Source organism: Limosilactobacillus fastidiosus (assembly GCF_014145505.1).
Lineage (GTDB): Bacteria > Bacillota > Bacilli > Lactobacillales > Lactobacillaceae > Limosilactobacillus > Limosilactobacillus fastidiosus.
Map to the genome: position 1 here is coordinate 38,791 of NZ_JACIUZ010000028.1, position 18,863 is coordinate 57,653.

The window sequence follows — 18,863 nt, forward strand, 5'->3', positions numbered from 1 at the left end:
CGTTTTATATATTAGCAGGAGAATGTGAAGAAATTGTGACCATAACGTAAAAAAACTTTTTTCATCAAAAAAGATCCAATAATACGTTCAATTAATTAGATATGTTAGTATTATGAATATAGGAATGAAAGGAGCAGACAGTCATGCTAACGATATATAATACATTGACTCGTAAACAAGAAGAATTTAAACCGCAAACCCCAGGAGTTGTTAACATGTATGTCTGTGGTCCGACGGTATACAACTATATCCATATTGGAAATGCACGTTCTGCAATTGCATTTGATACGGTTCGTCGTTATCTCGAGTTTAAGGGATACAAGGTAAATTATGTTTCTAATTTTACTGATGTCGATGACAAGATGATCAAAGCTGCTCACGAGCAGGGAATTACCGTTCCTCAATTAGCTGATAAGTATATTCAAGCATTTATAGAAGATACCAGTGCTTTGAATATTGAGCCAGCAACTATGCATCCCCGAGCAACCGAAAATATCCCTGAAATTATTGAATTTGTTCAGGGATTGATTGAAAAGGAGTACGCCTACGAAAAAGATGGTGATGTATATTATCGTGCACGGAAGTTTAAGAATTATGGGCAGCTATCGGGCCAATCAATTGATGATTTAGAAGTTGGTGCGAGTGAGCATATTAGTGCCGATGAAGTTAATAAAAAAGAAGATCCAATGGACTTTGCTCTTTGGAAAGCTGCTAAACCGGGCGAAATCAGCTGGGATTCTCCGTGGGGAAAAGGCCGGCCGGGTTGGCATATTGAATGTTCAGTAATGTCAACGAAATATCTCGGCAAAACAATCGATATCCATGGTGGTGGTCAGGATCTTGAATTTCCTCACCACGAAAATGAAATTGCTCAAAGTGAAGCAGAAACAGGAAAAAAGTTTGTTCGCTACTGGATGCACAATGGTTTTGTGACAATTGGCAAAGATAACGAAAAAATGAGTAAGTCTTTGCATAACTTTATTACGGTTCATGACATTATTAAAGAGGTTGATCCACAAGTATTACGATTCTTTATGGCTACTACCCAGTACCGGCGACCAATTCAATATAGCAAAGATAACTTAATTGATGCTAAGAATAATTTGGATCACATTCAAACCGCCTTTGATAACTTAACTTATCGGCAAAAAGATGCTGAAGCAGGGACTGATGCAGCAGTTAGTCAAAAGCTTGTTGAGTTTAAACAGAAATTTATTGATGCAATGGACGATGACATTAATGTTCAAAACGGGATTACTGTTGTTTATGAATTAATTAAGTATGCGAATGTTTATAGTCAACAAGAAGCAGTTAAGGCGGATGAGCTTGATGAGATGAAGAACTTGATTGCTGAATTGGTTAGTATTTTTGGTGTGAAGTTAGTATCAATGAATAATGAATTGAATGATGAACACATTCAGTCATTAATTGAGGAACGAAACGAAGCACGAAAAAATAAGGATTTTGCTCGGAGTGATCAGATTCGTGACGAGTTAAAGGAGCAAGGGATTATCCTTGAAGATACGCCGCAGGGAACACGTTTTAAACGAGTAAAAAAGTAGACAGGAAGGACATTAATGGAACAAGCAGATTATCGACAATTAAACGGAATTGCGCTCGCTTATTTAGGAGATGCAGTTTATGAAGTATTTATTCGTCAACATCTATTGAGTAAGGGATTAGCAAAGCCGACTAAGCTCCAACACCTGGCAACACATTATGTTTCAGCGAAGGCACAGGCGGCATTAATTGACTTAATGAAGCAGGATGATATTTTAACTGAAGATGAATGGAGTTACTTCAAACGAGGACGGAATGCAAATAGCCATACTCATGCAAAACATACTTCTGTGCTAACTTACCGAATTTCTACCGGCTTTGAGGCGATGATGGGCTATCTCCAATTAGCCGGAAAGCAGGACCGGATCGAAGAATTAGCAGAATGGTGCATTCAACAAGTTGAAGCAGGGAGAACAAAACATGAAAAATGATAACAGTGAATTTATTATTGGACGCCACCCAGCAGTAATGGCATTAAAATCCGATCAGGAGATTAATAAGGTTTTTATCCAATCGGGACTAAAATCTGACGCAATTTCACAAATTATTAAATTAGCGAAGGAAAAACGGTTAGTTGTTTCTAATGTTCCCAAAACTAAACTAGACCAAATGAGTGATCACCAAAATCACCAGGGGGTTGCTTTGGCAGTTGCTGCATACCACTATGCCACAATTGATGACTTATTCGATAATGCGGCTAAGCATGAGGAGGCCCCATTTTTCTTGATCTTGGATGAACTTGAGGATCCTCATAACCTTGGATCAATTATCCGGACTGCGGATGCAGCAGGAGTTCATGGAATTATTATTCCTCGTCGGCGGTCTGTTGGATTAACCTCGGTAGTTGCTAAAACATCAACAGGAGCAATTGAACACGTTCCCGTTGCCCGGGTTACCAACCTCGTTCAGATCGTAAAAGAGTTAAAAGAGCGGGGAGTATGGCTGTTTGGAACTGATATGAAAGGAACTGATTATCGCCGCTGGAATGCCAAGGGTGCTGTTGCGTTAGTAATTGGTAATGAAGGTAAGGGAATCTCGCTGTTACTGAAGAAAAATTGTGACGAGATGTTGACAATTCCAATGGTTGGCCATGTTCAAAGTTTAAATGCAAGTGTTGCTGCAAGCTTGTTGATTTATCAAGGATTTAATTCTCGTCACCCACTGTAAGGAGTAAGGATGCTGGTATATACCAGTATCCTTTTTTAATAATATTAAATCATAAACAAAAACTATGAATGATTCATCTTATTAGGTTAAGTGAATTAGTTAAAAGCAAATTTTTTTCAAAATATAAAATATCCCATAATAAACTTTGATCATCTAGATACGACAGGTGTCTTTTTATGATTGATAAACTACGGTAATTATTCTATAAAAAAATAAATTTTTATTTAAATAAATATTTTTCTAACTATCATTTGAACAGTTGTTCACCGAGTCACAAGAAATGACTATTCAAATTGATAAAAATTTGGTAGATTATTTTCAGGCATTAGTCACCAAGATTTGGGGAATTAATATAAGGAACCAGTATTAAGAACTGAAATCTTCCTGACGATGGGGATGATACCCCATCGACCGGGCAATCACCTGTAAAGTGGCTTCCTTCTTGACGAAAAAGGAGACCACCATACAGCATGAATGCAAATGCAATCTAAGGAATGGGTGGAGGAGCCAAATTCAAGAAAGGTAATCCTTAACGAAGTAGTTAAGGTTAAATAATGATGGAAAATCATTCAGCTGATCTCGGATTACTCATCCAAGTACAAGTCGGCAATGAGGATAAATTTATGGCTTTATTCAATTGTTATTCTTCAATGGTTAGGCGATTATGGCAGAGGTATCACATCCCTGACCTTGAATTTGAAGATTGGTGTCAAGAGGCACAACTTGTCTTACTAAAAGTTATCTATTCTTATAGTGGAAAAGATATTCACCAATTCAGCGGTTTTTACAAGCAGAGTTTGGTTAATCGTCTTCTTGATTTATACCGAGCTCGACAGGCGAATAAACGAATTCCAATTGAACAACTCGGCACTTTTGGGGAAAATGATGACGAAATGATGATTCGAAAAAGTGCATCACTTGAGGATATCGTCTATTGTCATAAAAGTATCGAAGAGATTATTAGGATTAGTTCACCGTTTGAACGAGATGTTTTATCAATGATTGTAACTGGTAGATCAATTGAGCAAGTATGTCGAGAGCTGCAATGTAGTAAACGACAAGTTCAAAGTGCCCTTTCACGAACGCGAACAAAATTAGTTAAACTTTTGGCGGGCGAGTAATTAGACGAGATTAATAAATTTAGGGTAGGCTTTAAGGCTCGGCTTGTTCGAGTTTTAAAGCCTATTAATTATTTTAGTACTATTGCTTATGGCCAGTTGTCAGGACTTGTTTTGATGATTAGAACATGCTAACCTTAAGTATATGTGGAGGTGAAAGTATGTCCCAAAAGAAAGCTGCGCTGGAATGTACCAAGTGCGGTGTTCGCAATTATACGATTACCGCAAATCCTCAACGACAAGAACGGTTAGAATTAAAAAAGTTTTGTAAACATTGTGGAGAGTATACTCTTCACCGTGAAACCCGTTAATTAGCTGGAGGAAATTATGCATCTGTTTCGTTTTATTAAAAGTGTAAATCATGAAATGAAACTGGTTGTTTGGCCAACAGCCCGTGAAAATCGGCGTGATACAACCATTGTTATTTCGTTAACACTTTTCTTCGTCTTATTCTTTGCATTATTTGATTGGTTAATCCAACTCTTAATGAAGTTATTCGTCTAAGTGGTAGTCAATTTACCAAAGATTTGTTATACTAGGATCAGTTGAACTTCGTGGGGATCCGCGGGGTTTTTTATTTTGAATTTAAAAATTATTGAGGAGGATTCATCGTGGAATCAAATGAAAAACGTTGGTACGTCCTACATACATACTCAGGTTACGAAAACCGAGTAAAGAGTAACTTGGAATCACGTGCCCAATCAATGGGAATGCAAGACTACATTTTTAGGGTAGTTGTTCCCGAAGATGAAGTTCGTCAAGTTAAGGATGGTCAAGCTAAAGAAATTGTTGAAAAGACATTTCCTGGCTACGTTTTGGTAGAAATGGTAATGACTGATCAAGCATGGTATATTGCGCGGAACACGCCAGGCGTTACTGGTTTCTTAGGTTCACACGGTGGTGGTTCAAAGCCAACTCCATTACTTCCAGAAGAAGTTGACCGGATCATGAAGCGAATGGGTGTTCAAACCGTGCAACACGACATTGACGTTAACGTTGGTGACAGTGTTAAGGTTATTGCTGGACCATTTGCTGACTTAACTGGTAAGGTTACTGAAGTGGACCATGAAAAGATGAAGTTAAAGGTTAGTGTAGAAATGTTTGGCCGGGAAACCTCAGCCGAACTTGGTTTTGACCAGATCGATACAGTAGAATAAACGATATAGTTTAAGAAAAAATTTGCAGAAACTAGTAAGTTTCGGGTGAATGATTTTCTGGTTAATTATTGATTGCTTTTTGCTCAATAAATCTTGAAAAATTATTATAAATATGGTATTTTACCTAAGTATGCTATTCGACATACTGTGGGAGAGGTAAATTTACTGCCTCATCATGACCACAACACGGACTAAGGAGGTTTTGTCTCGTGGCAAAGAAAGTAGCTAACGTTGTCAAGTTGCAAATTCCTGCCGGTGCTGCTACACCAGCTCCACCAGTAGGTCCTGCACTTGGGCAAGCAGGTATTAACATTATGGGCTTCACTAAGGAATTTAACGCTCGGACTGCAGACCAAAAAGGTATGTTGATCCCAGTTGTTATTACCGTTTATGAGGACCGTTCATTCGACTTTATTACCAAGACGCCACCTGCTGCTGTCTTATTGAAGAAGGCTGCTGGTGTTGAACATGGTTCCGGTGAACCTAACACTAACAAGGTTGCTTCTGTAACCAAGGCTCAAGTTAAGGAAATCGCCGAAACTAAGATGCAAGATCTAAACGCCGCTGATGTTGAAGCAGCTATGCGCATGATCGAAGGTACTGCACGGAGCATGGGCTTCACTGTTGAAGACTAATTGCTAAGTAGCAGACCGGGTACGCTATTAAAGTAGTGGGCCCCGTGGGAGGTATGAACTCCGCTAGACCACATTTGCAAGGAGGAAACACAAGATGGCTAAAAAACGTGGTAAGAAGTACCAAGACGCGCTTAAAAAGGTTGATAGCAAGAAGAAGTACGCTGTTAACGACGCTGTTCAATTAGTAAAAGATATTGATTTCGCTAACTTTGATTCAACTGTTGAAGTTGCATTTAAGTTAAACGTTGATACTAAACAAGCTGATCAACAATTACGTGGTGCCGTTGTTTTACCAAACGGTACTGGTAAGGATCAAACTGTTATTGTTTTCGCTAAGGGTGAAAATGCTAAGGCTGCTAAGGAAGCTGGAGCTGACTTTGTTGGTGACACTGACTTGGCTGATAAGATCCAAGACGGTTGGTTAGACTTTGACGTTGCAATTGCAACTCCAGATATGATGCCGGTTGTTGGTCGTTTAGGTCGTATTCTTGGACCTAAGGGCTTAATGCCAAACCCTAAGACTGGTACAGTTACTATGGATGTTGCTAAGGCAGTTGAAGAATCTAAGGCTGGTAAAGTTACCTACCGGACTGACCGTGATGGTAATGTTGCTGTTCCATTTGGTAAGTCTTCATTTGATACTAACAAGTTAGTTGAAAACTTAAAGACTATTGAAGATATTATTGTTAAGGCACGTCCAGCTTCTGTACGTGGTACTTATGTACAACATGCTTCAATCGCATCTACTTTCGGACCAAGTGTTACACTTGATTTGGAAAGCTTCTAAGTTAGATTTAATTTAGAATGAAAGCTTCGGGATTTTCTCGAAGCTTTTTTAATTTTTTGTTGTATTATCTAGTGAATATATGTTACCATTATTGTAGTGTCTCATGGCGGTATTGGTGAAGTTTGGTTAACACACCGGTTTGTGGGTCCGGCACGCGTGGGTTCAAATCCCACATACCGCCCTAAATAATTAAAATAACAGATAAGAATTTACCATTTCTAAAGTCTGTATATAGCTGAACTGCAATTTTGAAATTGCAGTTCAGCTTTTTTAATGAATAAATAATTTTTTTATGAAATGAAATATTCAATGCCTTTTGTTTTTAATATAATAAAAAAAGTTATATAATAATAATTGTAAATAATTGATATTGTTTATAAGTTACTTAATAGTAATTAGCGCTAATTACTCGCTTTCATTTCTTTTGAAAGGAGTTATAAATATGGCTCATAATAAGCAAGTTATGAGAAATTTAACATTATTTGGCTTTTTCTCACTGACTGCCTCGATGGTTCTTACCGTTTATGAGTATCCTACTTTTGCTACCTCAAAACTCCACTTGGTATTCTTCTTAATACTTGGAGGAATCTTCTGGTTCCTTCCAGTAGCTTTATGTGCAGCCGAAATGGCTACCGTTGAGGGATGGAATCAAAATGGTGGTGGGATCTTTAGTTGGGTATCTCATACACTAGGTAGACGCTGGGGATTCGCTGCAATCTTCTTTCAGTGGTTCCAGATCACTGTTGGATTTGTAACAATGATTTACTTTATTCTCGGTGCGTTTTCATATGTTATTGATTGGCCAGCTCTAGATTCACAGCCAATTATCAAATTTTTCGGAGTGCTAGTAGTATTTTGGATCCTAACTTTCTCGCAATTTTGGGGAACAAAATATACGGCATACATTGCTAAAATTGGATTTGCTATTGGTATTTTAATTCCTTCACTAATCTTATTCATTTTGGCGATTTGTTATGTCGTTAGTGGAGCTAAACTACAAGTCAGTTTTTCACCAAGCGCATTTATGCCAAACTTTACAAAGTTAAACACATTAGTAGTCTTTGTATCATTTATTTTGGCTTATATGGGTGTTGAAGCATCTGCTTCTCATATTAATGAATTAAAGAATCCACGTCGTAACTATCCGTTAGCAATGTTCATTCTTGTTATTTTAGCAATCTGTCTTGATACTTTTGGTGGGTTTACTGTTGCTGCAGTTGTTCCTCAAAGTGAATTGTCCCTTAGTGCTGGGGTTGTCCAAGCATTTAAGTATTTGTTACTCCACTTTAACGCACACTTTGGATGGATTGTTAAGGTAATTGCATTGATGATTGCGCTAGGGGTAATGGCTGAAATTAGTTCTTGGGTCATTGGACCATCGCGTGGATTGTTTGCAACAGCTCAGCAAGGGCTTCTTCCACCACTTTTCCAAAAGACTAATAAACACAATGTTCCAGTTGCATTAATTATTACGCAAGGAATCATCGTATCTATTTGGGATGGTGTTCTAACTTTCGGTGGTGGAAGTAACAATGTTTCATTCTTTGTTGCTATTTCATTAACCGTTGTAATTTACCTTGTTGGATATCTTTTATTCTTTACTGGGTATCTTGATTTAGTCTTTAAGAAGAAGCAGCTTAAGAGAACCTATTCGATTCCTGGAGGAACAGTATGTAAGGCAATAGTTGCTATTTGTGGCCTGTTAGTTTCACTCTTTGCCTTCTTTATTTCATTTGTTCCACCGAGCAATCTTCCGGTAAGCTCACATCGTGCCTACCTATGTGTTTTGATAATTAGTTTTATAGTTGCTTTATTACTACCATTCGCAATTTACGAGTTCTATTCTAAGCATCATGATCATAAGATAAGTACTCCTAAGCACTTATTAGCTAAAGACATTAATGCGACTGTTCCGCCCATTGCACGTGGTGAACACCATATAACTGATTCTAAGAATTCGTAAAATTAACAAGGAGGTCCTTTTTTATGGCAGGATTATACGGAAAAAATAGTCAAGAAAAGCATAGTGCAATTGATCCAATTTTTGGTTCTTATACTTCGGATCACGCGTTATCAAAGTATGAATTAAATCCAGAATCTGTATCCCCAGCGGTTGCATATCGTATTGTTAAAGATCAATTAATTGATGAAGGTAATGCGCGTGAAAATTTAGCAACATTCTGTCAAACCTACATGGAGCCAAATGCTACAAAGATCATGGCAGAAACGATGCAAAAAAATGCAATTGATAAGTCAGAATACCCACGTACTGCAGAACTAGAAAATCGTTGTGTAAATATTATTGCTAAACTTTGGCATGGTCAAAAAGATGAGGATTACATGGGAACATCAACCGTTGGATCTTCTGAAGGTTGTATGCTTGGTGGTCTGGCAATGAAGTTTGCTTGGCGTGAACGGGCAAAGAAATTAGGGCTTGATATCCATGCACATAAGCCAAATCTAGTAATTTCATCTGGTTATCAAATTTGCTGGGAAAAGTTTGCTACATACTTTGATGTGGAATTACGGACAGTGCCAATGGATGAAGAACACCAATCTCTTAACATGGATACTGTAATGGATTATGTCGATGAATATACTATTGGTATTGTAGGAATCATGGGAATTACCTATACCGGTCGTTATGATAATATTGAAAAATTGAATGACCTGGTAGAAGAATATAATAAGACAACTGATTATAAAGTGTATATCCACGTTGATGCAGCTTCAGGTGGTTTCTATGCTCCGTTCATGGAACCTGATATTAAGTGGGATTTCCAATTAAAGAACGTTGTTTCAATCAATTCTTCAGGTCATAAATATGGATTAGTTTACCCTGGGATTGGTTGGGTGCTTTGGCGTGATAAGAAGTTCTTGCCAGAAAAATTAATTTTTAAGGTAAGTTACCTTGGTGGTGAATTACCAACAATGGCAATTAACTTTTCACGGAGTGCTTCTCAAATTATTGGTCAATACTACAACTTTGTTCGGTTTGGCTTTAACGGATATAAGAAGATTCAAAAACGTACGCATGACGTTGCGGTTTATTTAGCATCTGAAATTGAAAAGATGGGTATATTTGATATGGTAAACGGTGGAACCGAAATTCCAATTATTTGCTATAAGTTGAAGGATCTTACTGCACAAAACTGGTCACTTTATGACTTAGCAGATCGTCTTAGAATGCAAGGATGGCAAGTTCCCGCATATCCACTACCAAAGAATTTGGATACGGTTGAAGTCCAACGAATTGTTTGTCGGGCTGACTTCGGAATGAGTCGTGCACATGAATTTATTGATGACATGAAACGTGATATTAAAGCGCTTAATAACTCTGCTTTGGTTGGTCACAAGACAACCGAATTGAAGAAGTACGGGTTTACACACTAGTAATATTAGATTAATGTCATTATTTTGCTAGAGTGAGTCTAATTTAAAATAAAAGTTAATTAAGAATTAGATTATAAAAATACCTCATAATTATTTAGATGAAATTCTAATAATTATTGAGGTATTTTATTTAAAATATTTTTGTTATTGGTTTAATTAACCATTGAGAAAGTTGATGGCGAAAGGCAGCCATAAATAGCCACCACCCACTTGCTAGGAGAAATCCGCCAATGACGTCACTAGTGAAGTGATCACGTAAATAAACACGAGTAACCATGATGGTGATAATCCAAAGTGCGCCAATTGCTTTCCATACAATTTTTCCACTTTGATGATGAAGGTAGGGAAAAATTAATGAGAGAATGGTAAATACAAAGATGACGGTTGCAAAGGTATGTCCGCTCGGAAAACTGTAACCGTTAGCTGGAAAGAGTTTATTGGTTGGTCGAATACGAAGGACGTTATACTTAACAAGGATAACCAGGGAATAACCGACAAATTGAATGAGAACATACCAAAGACTAAGGTTGAACTTATTTTGCCACCAAAGGTACAGTGCGATCAGGATCGTAAAGGTTTGGATAATAATTGGATCACCAAAATGGGTTAAGATAATCATGATCTGAGTTTTCAATGGAAAAGTTGGTTGTGTTAATTGATAACCAAGTTGGTCAAGACGGGTAATCCAGGTTGAGTTATGACTAACGTTGATTAAGATAATACCGAATAATAACCAGCAAATTATACCGGTAGTTAATTGTAATTTTTTCTTCATGAGTTTGTGTTCCTTAAACGAAGTTAATAAATCAATTGTACACCAATAGAATATGGATTAATCCCCGAATAATTCTTTACAAGAATTCAGGAAGATGTTATACTATCGAAGTTGATTAATATGACTCTGCCTAAGACTCAGGTGGCCAAAGCCTTAATTATGTGCCTGCCGAGGAAGAAATTAAGTTCCTTCTCTATGTCTGCGGTCATAGGGATTTTTTTATAAATCCGATCAAACTACATTGCAGGAGGTGAAAATTCATGAGTGAAGCAGCTATTGCTAAGAAGGCTGAAATCGTTAAGCAAACCGTTGATTTGATTAATGATGCTGAATCAGCTATCGTTGTTGACTACCGTGGTTTAACTGTTGCTGAAGTTACTGATTTACGTAAGCAACTTCGTGATGCCGGCGTTAAGATGTCAGTTATCAAGAACAAGATTCTTGAACGTGCCGTTGAAGGTACTGATTACGAAGATCTTAAGAGTACTTTTGTTGGCCCAACTGCAGTTGCATTTTCTAACGAAGATCCAATTGCCCCAGCAAAGATCTTGAAAAAGTTCGCTGATGACCACGACGCTCTTGAAATTAAGGGTGGTTTCATCGAAAAGAGTGTTAAGACTCTCGATGAAATTAACGAATACGCTACTATGCCTAGTCGTGAAGATCTGTTGTCAATGCTTGCATCTGCATTGCAAGACCCAATGCGGAAGATTGCTCGTGCAGTCAAGGCCGTTGCCGACAAGGAAGACGAAGCCGCATAATTGTTGTATTACCATATACTATCAAATCAAATTTAATTACCTAAATATTGGAGGAATATAATCATGGCTTTTGATAAGGATGCTATCATTGCTTCATTAAAGGAAGCATCAATTTCTGACCTTAACGATCTTGTTAAGGCAATTGAAGACGAATTCGACGTTTCTGCTGCTGCTCCAGTTGCAGTTGCAGGTGCTGCTGGTGGCGATGGTGCTGCTAAGGACAGCTTCACTGTTGAATTGACTGAACCAGGTGCTGCTAAGGTTAAGGTTATCAAGGCTGTTAAGGACATTACTGGTGTTGGCCTTAAGGATGCTAAGGATCTTGTTGACGGTGCTCCTTCAGCAATCAAGGAAGACGTTAAGGAAGACGAAGCTAACGACATCAAGGAAAAGCTTGAAGCCGCTGGTGCTACTGTTACTCTTAAGTAGTCTAACTTCAAATAATATACAGAAGAGGATGAACAAAATTGTTCATCCTCTTTTTTGTTTATAGAAAGAGGACGCAATGAGAAAAAAGTTAAATTCTCATTGCGTCCTTTTATTAGTGTATGGAAATACACTAATTCTTGTGTTATCAATTTAGGTTAGTTTGCCGAGTGAGTGTGGTTAGTAGTTTTAATAACTCGGTAACCAAAGTAGAATTGAATAGCAGCAAGAACGATGTTGATCCAATTCAAAGCAATGAACCAGCCGTTTAGCATGCTTGTATCATGGGTTACACCGTAGTAAACCCAGAATCCAATGAAGATTGCGCAAACATTAATCCAGGCAAAAGTTTTTTGCAGAACTTGATTGTCGAGTTGGAACCACATCCAGATAACGTTAACAACAAACCAAATAGCTAAAATCCAGAAAATAATGTTAAACATAACGCATCTCTCCTTATAATCAATTCAAACGAAACAGGACTAGCAAGTACATGTTAGAAAATTTTAGCCGATACCGGTTAGTGAAAGGGAATAATAGACACTAATTAAACGCTCATATTTTATAAGAACTAAACTTAGAAAATAATTGCTAATATTTAGTTAGTACGTCAGTGTGGGTGGAAAAAAGATTCCTCTGCAATTAACGATATAGGTAGATTATTGCTTATAATTCTTCCTGTAATCACCTCACTTACTGTTACCCCCTCTGGACTATATTAACAGGAAAAACTGCTTAAATCCAATAATAAGTAGATAATAAAAATAATAAATTCCTGCTAAAAATTAACTAGCAGGAATTTATTTAGTTATTTACTTTCATTTTTCTTTAACAGTTCAGTAATTTCTTTAAGGTATTGAGCTTCTTCACTTAATTTAGCAGGTTCTTCTTCCTTTTTCTTTCTGAAGCGGTTAATTGCTTTAACCATCAGGAAGATGACAAAGGAAATGATCAAAAAGTTAATTACTGAGTTAAGAAAACTACCATATTTGAACTGGGCATCCCCAATTGTCCAGACTAGATTAGAGAGGTCGATCTTACCAATGAAGAGCCCGATTAACGGGTTAATAAGGTTATTAACTAACGACTTGACGATTGATGTAAATGCAGCCCCAACGATAATCCCGACTGCCATATCAACAACATTTCCTCGTGAAATAAAGTCTTTAAATTCTTTAATCATATGAGCCTCCTTTATATTACTAGTAATTTGAGTAATAATATTTTATCAAATTAAGTTATTGCTTTGGAAAAAAGCTAATTAAATTTAAATAAATTTAAGAGATAGTATTATTATATTTAGTCACTATATTATATATGATATAATATTACGTGAATTGAGGAGGATGTTCAAAATGAAAATTCAAATAACCGGTGAACTCCTTGATGGCCTTGTATTGGCGCTCTTGAACCAGGATGAGTACTATGGATATGCTTTAACGCAAAAAGTAAAAAACGTGATTGATATTTCAGAATCGACAATGTATCCGGTTCTTCGACGCTTAAAAAAGAATGGTGACTTAACCACCTACGATAAGCCATTTCAAGGGAGAAATAGACGGTATTATCAAATAACGACTACTGGTAAGCAGCGATTAAATGAGATTTTACAACTATGGGAAGAATATAAGGGTAATTTGGATCAAATCTTTTATCAAAAGGGGGAAGAAAAATAATGGATGCTCGGCAAAAATACATTGCGGAATTAGAAAAATACTTAAAACCGTTGACAGTAACTGAAAGGACAGATGCACTCGATTTTTATAACGAGTACATTGAAGATGCTGGTTATGATGATTACAAAGAAATTACTAAGGAGTTGGGGACTCCAAGGCAGTTAAGCCATAAAATCCTTGCTGACTACTCAATTAAAGCTAATGATAAAGAAACACAAGAGGGCCATGTCGCTTCAACGAAGTCTAGTTGGCGCGTTTTTTGGTTAATAATTATTGCTATCATTACTTCGCCAATTACATTTGCTTTAAGTTTAGGAGCATTAGGGATATTGGTTGCTGCTTTAGCTGCCGTGTTTGGTATTAGTGTGGGAATTCTGGGAACCCTTCTTGGCTTAGCTTTTGCAACAGGAGTTCTACTTTACACAGGAATTGGAGTTATCGCTACAGCGCCAATGACTGGAATTTTTTGCAGTGGTGCAGGGATAGCGTTATTAGGACTTTTACTTATCTGTATTCCAATTGGTTATTGGGTGATTCGCTGGTTGGCGCAAGCAATTGCAAACTTGTCTAAGTATATTTACCAAAAACTACTTCAAAGGAGGACTAACCACCATGAAAAAGATGTTCAAAATTAGTCTTGGGGTTTTAATTATCGGTATTGTTTTAATGATTGTTGGCTTTGCTGGGCATGGCGTGAAAAATATTTATTTTAAAGGGACAATGCCAACTGTTGAACATCGGACTACTAAGAATTTAGCTGGTAATAAAGAATTTAAGGAGCTTGATCTGAATGTCCCATGCTCAAATGTTTTAATTAAAACGGGAAAGAGGTTTGCGGTTAACTACCAGGGGAGTAATGGTCGGGTTCCGAAGGTCAAGCTTACAGGGCAGACATTGACGGTTAATCAGGATGATGGCCATGGAACGTTTTTTACCTTTGATGATGGGGATGACACCTTAATTATTACTGTTCCAAAGGGAGCAATTTTGTCAGGAAAGATCGAAATGGTTGATGGTGATTTAGATATTTCAAATGTTGATTTAACTAACATGGACATTAATGATGCAGATGGGGACGTTACTTATAACAAACTAGCAGTTGAAGGTGGGATGACGACCCTGGGACAAGGAGATTTTACGAGTCATGGAGTAACCTTTAAGGGACATTACACTGTAAAGACAGACGATGGTGATAATAAGGTAATTGCTTCACATGCGGATGGCTTTATCCTTCATACTGTTGATGGAGATAATAAACTTGACGGGGTTGATCATGGCTCAGAAGATCTTCAGCAAAATACTTCTGCAGCAAATCTTCTTCGACTAGAAACTACTGATGGTGATAATTCGGTGATTAATATTAAGGCAGTGGAATAAGTAAAAGTGGTCTTTAGTATTAGGAAATTCTTAGTACTAAGGACTTTTTGTATTTATCAACAAACTACAATGGAAAAGCTAGCTAAAGATTATAGAAAAATTGATTCGCTGAGGAAGAAACCGTTATTTCCTCTAAAAATATTGCTTAAATTCAGACCGTAATCAAGAAATTCCAAATTTCTTGATTGATAATACCAAGCAAATGATCATGTCGTAGATAATCTTGTTAAGCTCGCTAAAAAGAATTATGTATAAATCAAGCCAAAGGTTAATGTAGTCAGAATGGATGATGAAACAACATCAGAAATTATTATCTATTCAACAATTTTTCAATAATGAAAAAATACGTCTCCAGAGTTCAGATTTATCAAGTGCAGAAAATTCGTTTATGAATTGCATTGCTCGTACTTCATTTAAGCAATAAGACTATATATTATAGCTTTATTGCATTTAACTTTATCTTTTTTAGTTAATCAGACTATTAAAGAGGAAAATTAGTTTTTTAAGGAGTGACAGTAATTAAGAAGAAGTATAGCAATTTGCTCTTGAATGCTTGTCCTTGGCCCATAGGGATAGGAGAGATAAATTTTTCTATGGAAACCATTCTTTCCAATTTTATGTAATGAAATTTTTTCCAGATTAGTTGTACAGTTCCAGGATAACTCAGGAACAAAACATGAAGCATATCCTTGAGCTACTAAATTAATCATGAGATTACGATCGCCGGTTCGTAATACAACTTGAGGATTTATTCTTTGGGCAGAAAGAAAACGTCGGATAAAGTCGGCAAATGGTGACGCGTTCATTTCAATTAGAGGTAGTTGATTAATTTTTTCTAATTGAAATGTTGGTTGAGAGTTTTCTTTACTCGTTGCTAAAAAGATTTCTTCAGATAATAATAATTTGTTATTTTGCTCAGGAACCGGCAGTGAAACGAGCTGAAAATCGTAATGTCGAGGATCAGTGTCGATTTTACTTTGAATAAATTGAAGATTAATTTGTGGGTATTTATCATGAATTATCTTGAGAAATGAAACTAATAAAGGAGTAGTTTCACACATCTTAATAGTGATATTTTTATTGTCAAGTGAGTTAATTGCCTTTACATTTTCCTTTGCCATCCTTAGTTGATTAAATGAACTATTAACTACTGTAAAAAAATAATTACCTTGAGCGGTCAAGATTAATTTTTTACCTTGACGAATAAATAATAAAACGCCTAATTCATTCTCTAATTCCCGGATACTACGACTGATAGATGGTTGGGCAACACGTAATTTATTTGCTGCTTTTGTCATATTCATTGTTTTGACGACTTCGGTAAAGTATTTCATTTGCGTTAAATTCATCTTTGTTACCTCTTTCATAGCAATTTTGTTATTAACTACATGAAAAGTAATATTGGATTTTAAAAATAAATGAGAATATTCTAATTATATTATAATTTTGAAGGAGATGAAATGATGATTGATGACTATGTCAGGGAAAATCAGCAACAGTTTATTAATCTACTAGCTAACTTTATAAGTCAAAAAAGTCTTAGTCAAACAGGAGAAGGAATTCAAGCAACAGTTAAATTTTTGAAAGAACTTTTAGAACAATTCATTCATGCAAACGTTGAGATTATTGAAACGGCCGGTAATCCCATTATTATCGCAACGCTTTCTCCAGGTAAGGGTAATGAATACTTGTTTTATGGGCATTATGATGTTCAGTTACCAGGAAAATTAAACGAATGGAAAGTAAAGCCGTTCGAATTAACCCAGTGTGACGGTCGCTTGTATGGACGCGGAACTGGCGATAATAAAGGTCAATTAATGGCGCAAATATGTGGCTTTTATGTTTATCAGCAATTATATGGGGAGTTACCTTTTACAGCCAGGATTCTTATTGAGGGTGAAGAGGAGATTGGGAGTCCGCATCTTCTTCAAACGGTTCGGACTTTGAAAGATAAATACCTAAATAATCTTTCGGCTGTTTTTGTAATGGATGGATCAATAAGTCAATCAGGAGATCATATTTTACGATTAGGGAATCGGGGTGTTTTATCGTTTAAGTTAGGAGTAAGGACTAACGTAAGTGATCTACATTCAGGCAATTTTGGGAATGTTAGTAAAAATGCGGCTGTTGAACTTATGCGGGTTTTAATTAAGCTAATTAACCCACTAACTGGTCAATGTAGAATTAAGGGGTTTTATGAAGGAGTGGTTGAGCCAAGTAACCAAGAACGAAAGTGGTTGAACGCTCTTCCGAGTCCGTATCATATTCCAGCACCAATTTATAAGGATAAATTTGATTATTACTATCGGTTAATGTTTCGACCATCAATAACAATTAATGGGATGAGTAGTGGCTATGAGGGAAATGGGGTAAAAACGATTATTCCTGGCAAAGCAACTGCAATTATTGATTGTCGCTTGGTTGCTAATCAGACATGTGATGAAGTAATTAAATTAATTAATAATACGCTTAAAGTGGAATTGGATGAAAAACGAGTCAAAATTAAGTACTTGGTCAAACTTGATCCTGTGAAAATTGAAGAGAGTAATCCATTAATTTCTCGACTGGTTTCTACAATTACAGAAGCTACTGGTAAAGCACTAATTGAGCCGGTAATGCCTGGGAGTGTTCCAAATTATATTTGGAGAGATATTGTAGGAATTCCTCCGTTTACAATTCCATTGGCAAATTATGATCAATATAATCATGCACCAAATGAGAACATAACAATTGATGCTTTTCTGGATGGAATAAAGATTATTACTTATCTTTGTCGAAATTTAAATTCTAAATAGTGGAAAGAAGGTTATCTTATGGATGAATCACAATATTTAATGAGTCAGAATGAAAGGCCAAAGTCGTATCGAACACTAGTATTAGTTTTTTTAGGATTTATTATTTGCTTTATTGATCGTTCTGCAATGAATATTGCACTTGCTTATGTTGGAAAAAGCTTTACGTTGACTCCGGCTCAACTAGGAGTAGTAGGCTCTGCGTTTTTCTTTAGTTATTCATTAATGCAAGTTCCAGGGGGCTGGCTTGTTGACCGGTTTGGCACTAAATGGATGACGGTGCTCTCGCTTTTGGCATGGTCAGTATTTACTATGATGACAGGATTTGCTTGGTCGTTTATTTCTCTAATTATTATTAGGATCCTATTTGGAATTGGCGAAGGATCATATCCATCAGCAGCAATGAAACAGGTCCGTCTGGCATTCCCAGAAAATAAACGTGGGCAGGCATCCGCGGTTGCTATTTCATCTAATTATATTGGAAATGCACTTGCACCGTTTATTGTTGCTCCCTTGATTGCGATGTTAAGTTGGCGTGGTGCATTTCATGTTGTTGGAGTATTAGGTCTTATTTATTTGGCATTATATTATTTCTTCGAACGACCGTTAAATCGTGAAATTCCAGATTATGATACAGGAGATCAAAAGGTTAAAGGAAAGTTTGACTGGAGAGTATTAAGCTTTTCGGTAGTTGTATTTGGCTTTAGTGTAATTACAAAAGGACTGGATACCTGGATGCCTACTTACCTTCTTCAAGCACGACATATTAATCTAAAAGGAATTGCTTGGTTAGTACCTCTTCCTTCCATTACAGCGGGGATCGGCTCATTTATCGCTGGATTCATTATGGTTAAGTTTTTTGCCGGTCACGAGAAATGGCTAATTTCTCTTTCTGCCCTAATAACTATGGTATTCATGTATGGAATGTTTCATTCGTTAAGTTTGACCGGGGTGATTACCTTTGAAGTATTAGCTTATTTTACTAAATCAATTGGTTTTGCTGCCTCTTATGCTTTTGTAGCACAATTAGTTGCAAAAACAAATTATGGAGCATCCATTGGGGTGGTTAATTTTGGTGGGCAACTTGCTGGCTTTTTAGCACCAATTTTAATTGGTCTTGTTATCCAAGGTACTCATAGCTATACTGCAGCTTTCTTAGTACTAACATTCTTTGCATTACTGGCGTTTGTTGCTTCATTAACTATTCAGGGTAAAAAGGCAAATTAATAAGCAGAAGGT

Annotated in this window: 22 protein-coding genes, 1 tRNA gene and 1 other annotated feature; of the genes, 19 read left to right on the forward strand and 4 right to left on the reverse strand. The window is 36.7% G+C overall.

The window, feature by feature from the left end:
• Positions 1 to 143 precede the first annotated feature (143 nt).
• The 12 genes from cysS (at position 144) to H5R64_RS03760 (ending at position 9,817) form a co-directional block, all read left to right on the forward strand.
• Positions 144 to 1,562 (forward strand): cysteine--tRNA ligase, encoded by a 1,419-nt coding sequence (gene cysS, locus H5R64_RS03705; protein WP_182581301.1) that lies wholly within the window; start codon positions 144 to 146, stop codon positions 1,560 to 1,562.
• Between the two features lie 15 nt (positions 1,563 to 1,577).
• The gene (locus H5R64_RS03710) at positions 1,578 to 1,991 is read left to right on the forward strand and encodes a Mini-ribonuclease 3 (RefSeq protein WP_182581300.1); all 414 of its coding nucleotides are present in this window, start codon (positions 1,578 to 1,580) and stop codon (positions 1,989 to 1,991) included.
• Positions 1,981 to 2,727, forward strand: a complete 747-nt coding sequence (gene rlmB / locus H5R64_RS03715) for a 23S rRNA (guanosine(2251)-2'-O)-methyltransferase RlmB (protein WP_182581299.1) — start codon at positions 1,981 to 1,983, stop codon at positions 2,725 to 2,727. Before H5R64_RS03710 ends, rlmB begins: the two co-directional genes overlap by 11 nt.
• Positions 2,728 to 3,281: 554 nt before the next feature.
• Positions 3,282 to 3,848 carry a sigma-70 family RNA polymerase sigma factor gene (locus tag H5R64_RS03720; protein WP_182581298.1) on the forward strand — a complete coding sequence of 189 codons (567 nt, stop codon included), beginning with the start codon at positions 3,282 to 3,284 and terminating at the stop codon, positions 3,846 to 3,848.
• A 158-nt stretch (positions 3,849 to 4,006) separates the two neighbouring features.
• Positions 4,007 to 4,156, forward strand: coding sequence for a 50S ribosomal protein L33 (gene rpmG / locus H5R64_RS03725; RefSeq protein ID WP_182582872.1), 150 nt, complete (start codon positions 4,007 to 4,009; stop codon positions 4,154 to 4,156).
• 16 nt (positions 4,157 to 4,172) lie between these two features.
• Positions 4,173 to 4,349 (forward strand): preprotein translocase subunit SecE, encoded by a 177-nt coding sequence (gene secE, locus H5R64_RS03730; protein ID WP_003717524.1) that lies wholly within the window; start codon positions 4,173 to 4,175, stop codon positions 4,347 to 4,349.
• A gap of 107 nt (positions 4,350 to 4,456) precedes the next feature.
• Entirely contained in the window at positions 4,457 to 5,002 is a 546-nt protein-coding gene (nusG, locus tag H5R64_RS03735) for a transcription termination/antitermination protein NusG (RefSeq protein ID WP_182581296.1), read from the forward strand.
• A 209-nt stretch (positions 5,003 to 5,211) separates the two neighbouring features.
• Positions 5,212 to 5,637, forward strand: coding sequence for a 50S ribosomal protein L11 (gene rplK / locus H5R64_RS03740; RefSeq protein ID WP_003717526.1), 426 nt, complete (start codon positions 5,212 to 5,214; stop codon positions 5,635 to 5,637).
• Positions 5,638 to 5,731: 94 nt separating this feature from the next.
• Positions 5,732 to 6,424 (forward strand): 50S ribosomal protein L1, encoded by a 693-nt coding sequence (rplA, locus tag H5R64_RS03745; protein WP_182581295.1) that lies wholly within the window; start codon positions 5,732 to 5,734, stop codon positions 6,422 to 6,424.
• A gap of 106 nt (positions 6,425 to 6,530) precedes the next feature.
• A tRNA-His gene (locus H5R64_RS03750) sits at positions 6,531 to 6,605 on the forward strand.
• Between the two features lie 261 nt (positions 6,606 to 6,866).
• On the forward strand, positions 6,867 to 8,387 hold the full coding sequence (gadC, locus tag H5R64_RS03755) for a glutamate:gamma-aminobutyrate antiporter (protein ID WP_182581059.1): 1,521 nt from the start codon (positions 6,867 to 6,869) through the stop codon (positions 8,385 to 8,387).
• Between the two features lie 23 nt (positions 8,388 to 8,410).
• Positions 8,411 to 9,817, forward strand: coding sequence for a glutamate decarboxylase (locus H5R64_RS03760; RefSeq protein ID WP_182581058.1), 1,407 nt, complete (start codon positions 8,411 to 8,413; stop codon positions 9,815 to 9,817).
• Between the two features lie 130 nt (positions 9,818 to 9,947).
• On the opposite strand, the gene H5R64_RS03765 is transcribed toward H5R64_RS03760, so the two are convergent.
• Positions 9,948 to 10,592, reverse strand: coding sequence for a phosphatase PAP2 family protein (locus H5R64_RS03765; RefSeq protein ID WP_182581057.1), 645 nt, complete (start codon positions 10,590 to 10,592; stop codon positions 9,948 to 9,950).
• A gap of 111 nt (positions 10,593 to 10,703) precedes the next feature.
• Positions 10,704 to 10,821: a sequence feature (ribosomal protein L10 leader region), on the forward strand.
• Positions 10,822 to 10,852: 31 nt separating this feature from the next.
• Between H5R64_RS03765 and rplJ the strand changes: the two genes are divergently transcribed.
• Positions 10,853 to 11,353, forward strand: coding sequence for a 50S ribosomal protein L10 (gene rplJ, locus H5R64_RS03770; RefSeq protein WP_182581056.1), 501 nt, complete (start codon positions 10,853 to 10,855; stop codon positions 11,351 to 11,353).
• Positions 11,354 to 11,416: 63 nt separating this feature from the next.
• Positions 11,417 to 11,782: a 50S ribosomal protein L7/L12 gene (gene rplL / locus H5R64_RS03775; protein ID WP_182581055.1), complete on the forward strand. Its 366-nt coding sequence runs from the start codon at positions 11,417 to 11,419 to the stop codon at positions 11,780 to 11,782.
• A gap of 155 nt (positions 11,783 to 11,937) precedes the next feature.
• On the opposite strand, the gene H5R64_RS03780 is transcribed toward rplL, so the two are convergent.
• Both H5R64_RS03780 and mscL read right to left on the reverse strand, forming a co-directional pair.
• Positions 11,938 to 12,222: a hypothetical protein gene (locus H5R64_RS03780; RefSeq protein ID WP_182581054.1), complete on the reverse strand. Its 285-nt coding sequence runs from the start codon at positions 12,220 to 12,222 to the stop codon at positions 11,938 to 11,940.
• A gap of 365 nt (positions 12,223 to 12,587) precedes the next feature.
• Positions 12,588 to 12,962, reverse strand: a complete 375-nt coding sequence (gene mscL, locus H5R64_RS03785; protein WP_182581053.1) for a large-conductance mechanosensitive channel protein MscL — start codon at positions 12,960 to 12,962, stop codon at positions 12,588 to 12,590.
• A 172-nt stretch (positions 12,963 to 13,134) separates the two neighbouring features.
• Between mscL and H5R64_RS03790 the strand changes: the two genes are divergently transcribed.
• Genes H5R64_RS03790 through H5R64_RS03800 form a run of 3 tightly spaced genes read left to right on the forward strand, consistent with a single transcriptional unit; the run spans position 13,135 to position 14,832 of the window.
• Entirely contained in the window at positions 13,135 to 13,455 is a 321-nt protein-coding gene (locus H5R64_RS03790; RefSeq protein ID WP_182581052.1) for a PadR family transcriptional regulator, read from the forward strand.
• Positions 13,455 to 14,090: a DUF1700 domain-containing protein gene (locus tag H5R64_RS03795; protein WP_182582874.1), complete on the forward strand. Its 636-nt coding sequence runs from the start codon at positions 13,455 to 13,457 to the stop codon at positions 14,088 to 14,090. The genes H5R64_RS03790 and H5R64_RS03795 overlap by 1 nt, the downstream gene beginning before the upstream one ends.
• Entirely contained in the window at positions 14,068 to 14,832 is a 765-nt protein-coding gene (locus H5R64_RS03800) for a DUF4097 family beta strand repeat-containing protein (protein WP_182581050.1), read from the forward strand. The genes H5R64_RS03795 and H5R64_RS03800 overlap by 23 nt, the downstream gene beginning before the upstream one ends.
• Positions 14,833 to 15,326: 494 nt before the next feature.
• Here H5R64_RS03800 and H5R64_RS03805 read toward each other — a convergent pair whose 3' ends face one another.
• Positions 15,327 to 16,181, reverse strand: coding sequence for a LysR family transcriptional regulator (locus H5R64_RS03805; RefSeq protein ID WP_182581049.1), 855 nt, complete (start codon positions 16,179 to 16,181; stop codon positions 15,327 to 15,329).
• 111 nt (positions 16,182 to 16,292) lie between these two features.
• On the opposite strand from H5R64_RS03805, the gene H5R64_RS03810 reads away from it, so the two are divergent.
• Positions 16,293 to 17,627, forward strand: coding sequence for a M20/M25/M40 family metallo-hydrolase (locus H5R64_RS03810; protein WP_182581048.1), 1,335 nt, complete (start codon positions 16,293 to 16,295; stop codon positions 17,625 to 17,627).
• An 18-nt stretch (positions 17,628 to 17,645) separates the two neighbouring features.
• The gene (locus tag H5R64_RS03815) at positions 17,646 to 18,851 is read left to right on the forward strand and encodes an MFS transporter (RefSeq protein WP_182582876.1); all 1,206 of its coding nucleotides are present in this window, start codon (positions 17,646 to 17,648) and stop codon (positions 18,849 to 18,851) included.
• The last annotated feature ends 12 nt before the right edge of the window (positions 18,852 to 18,863 follow it).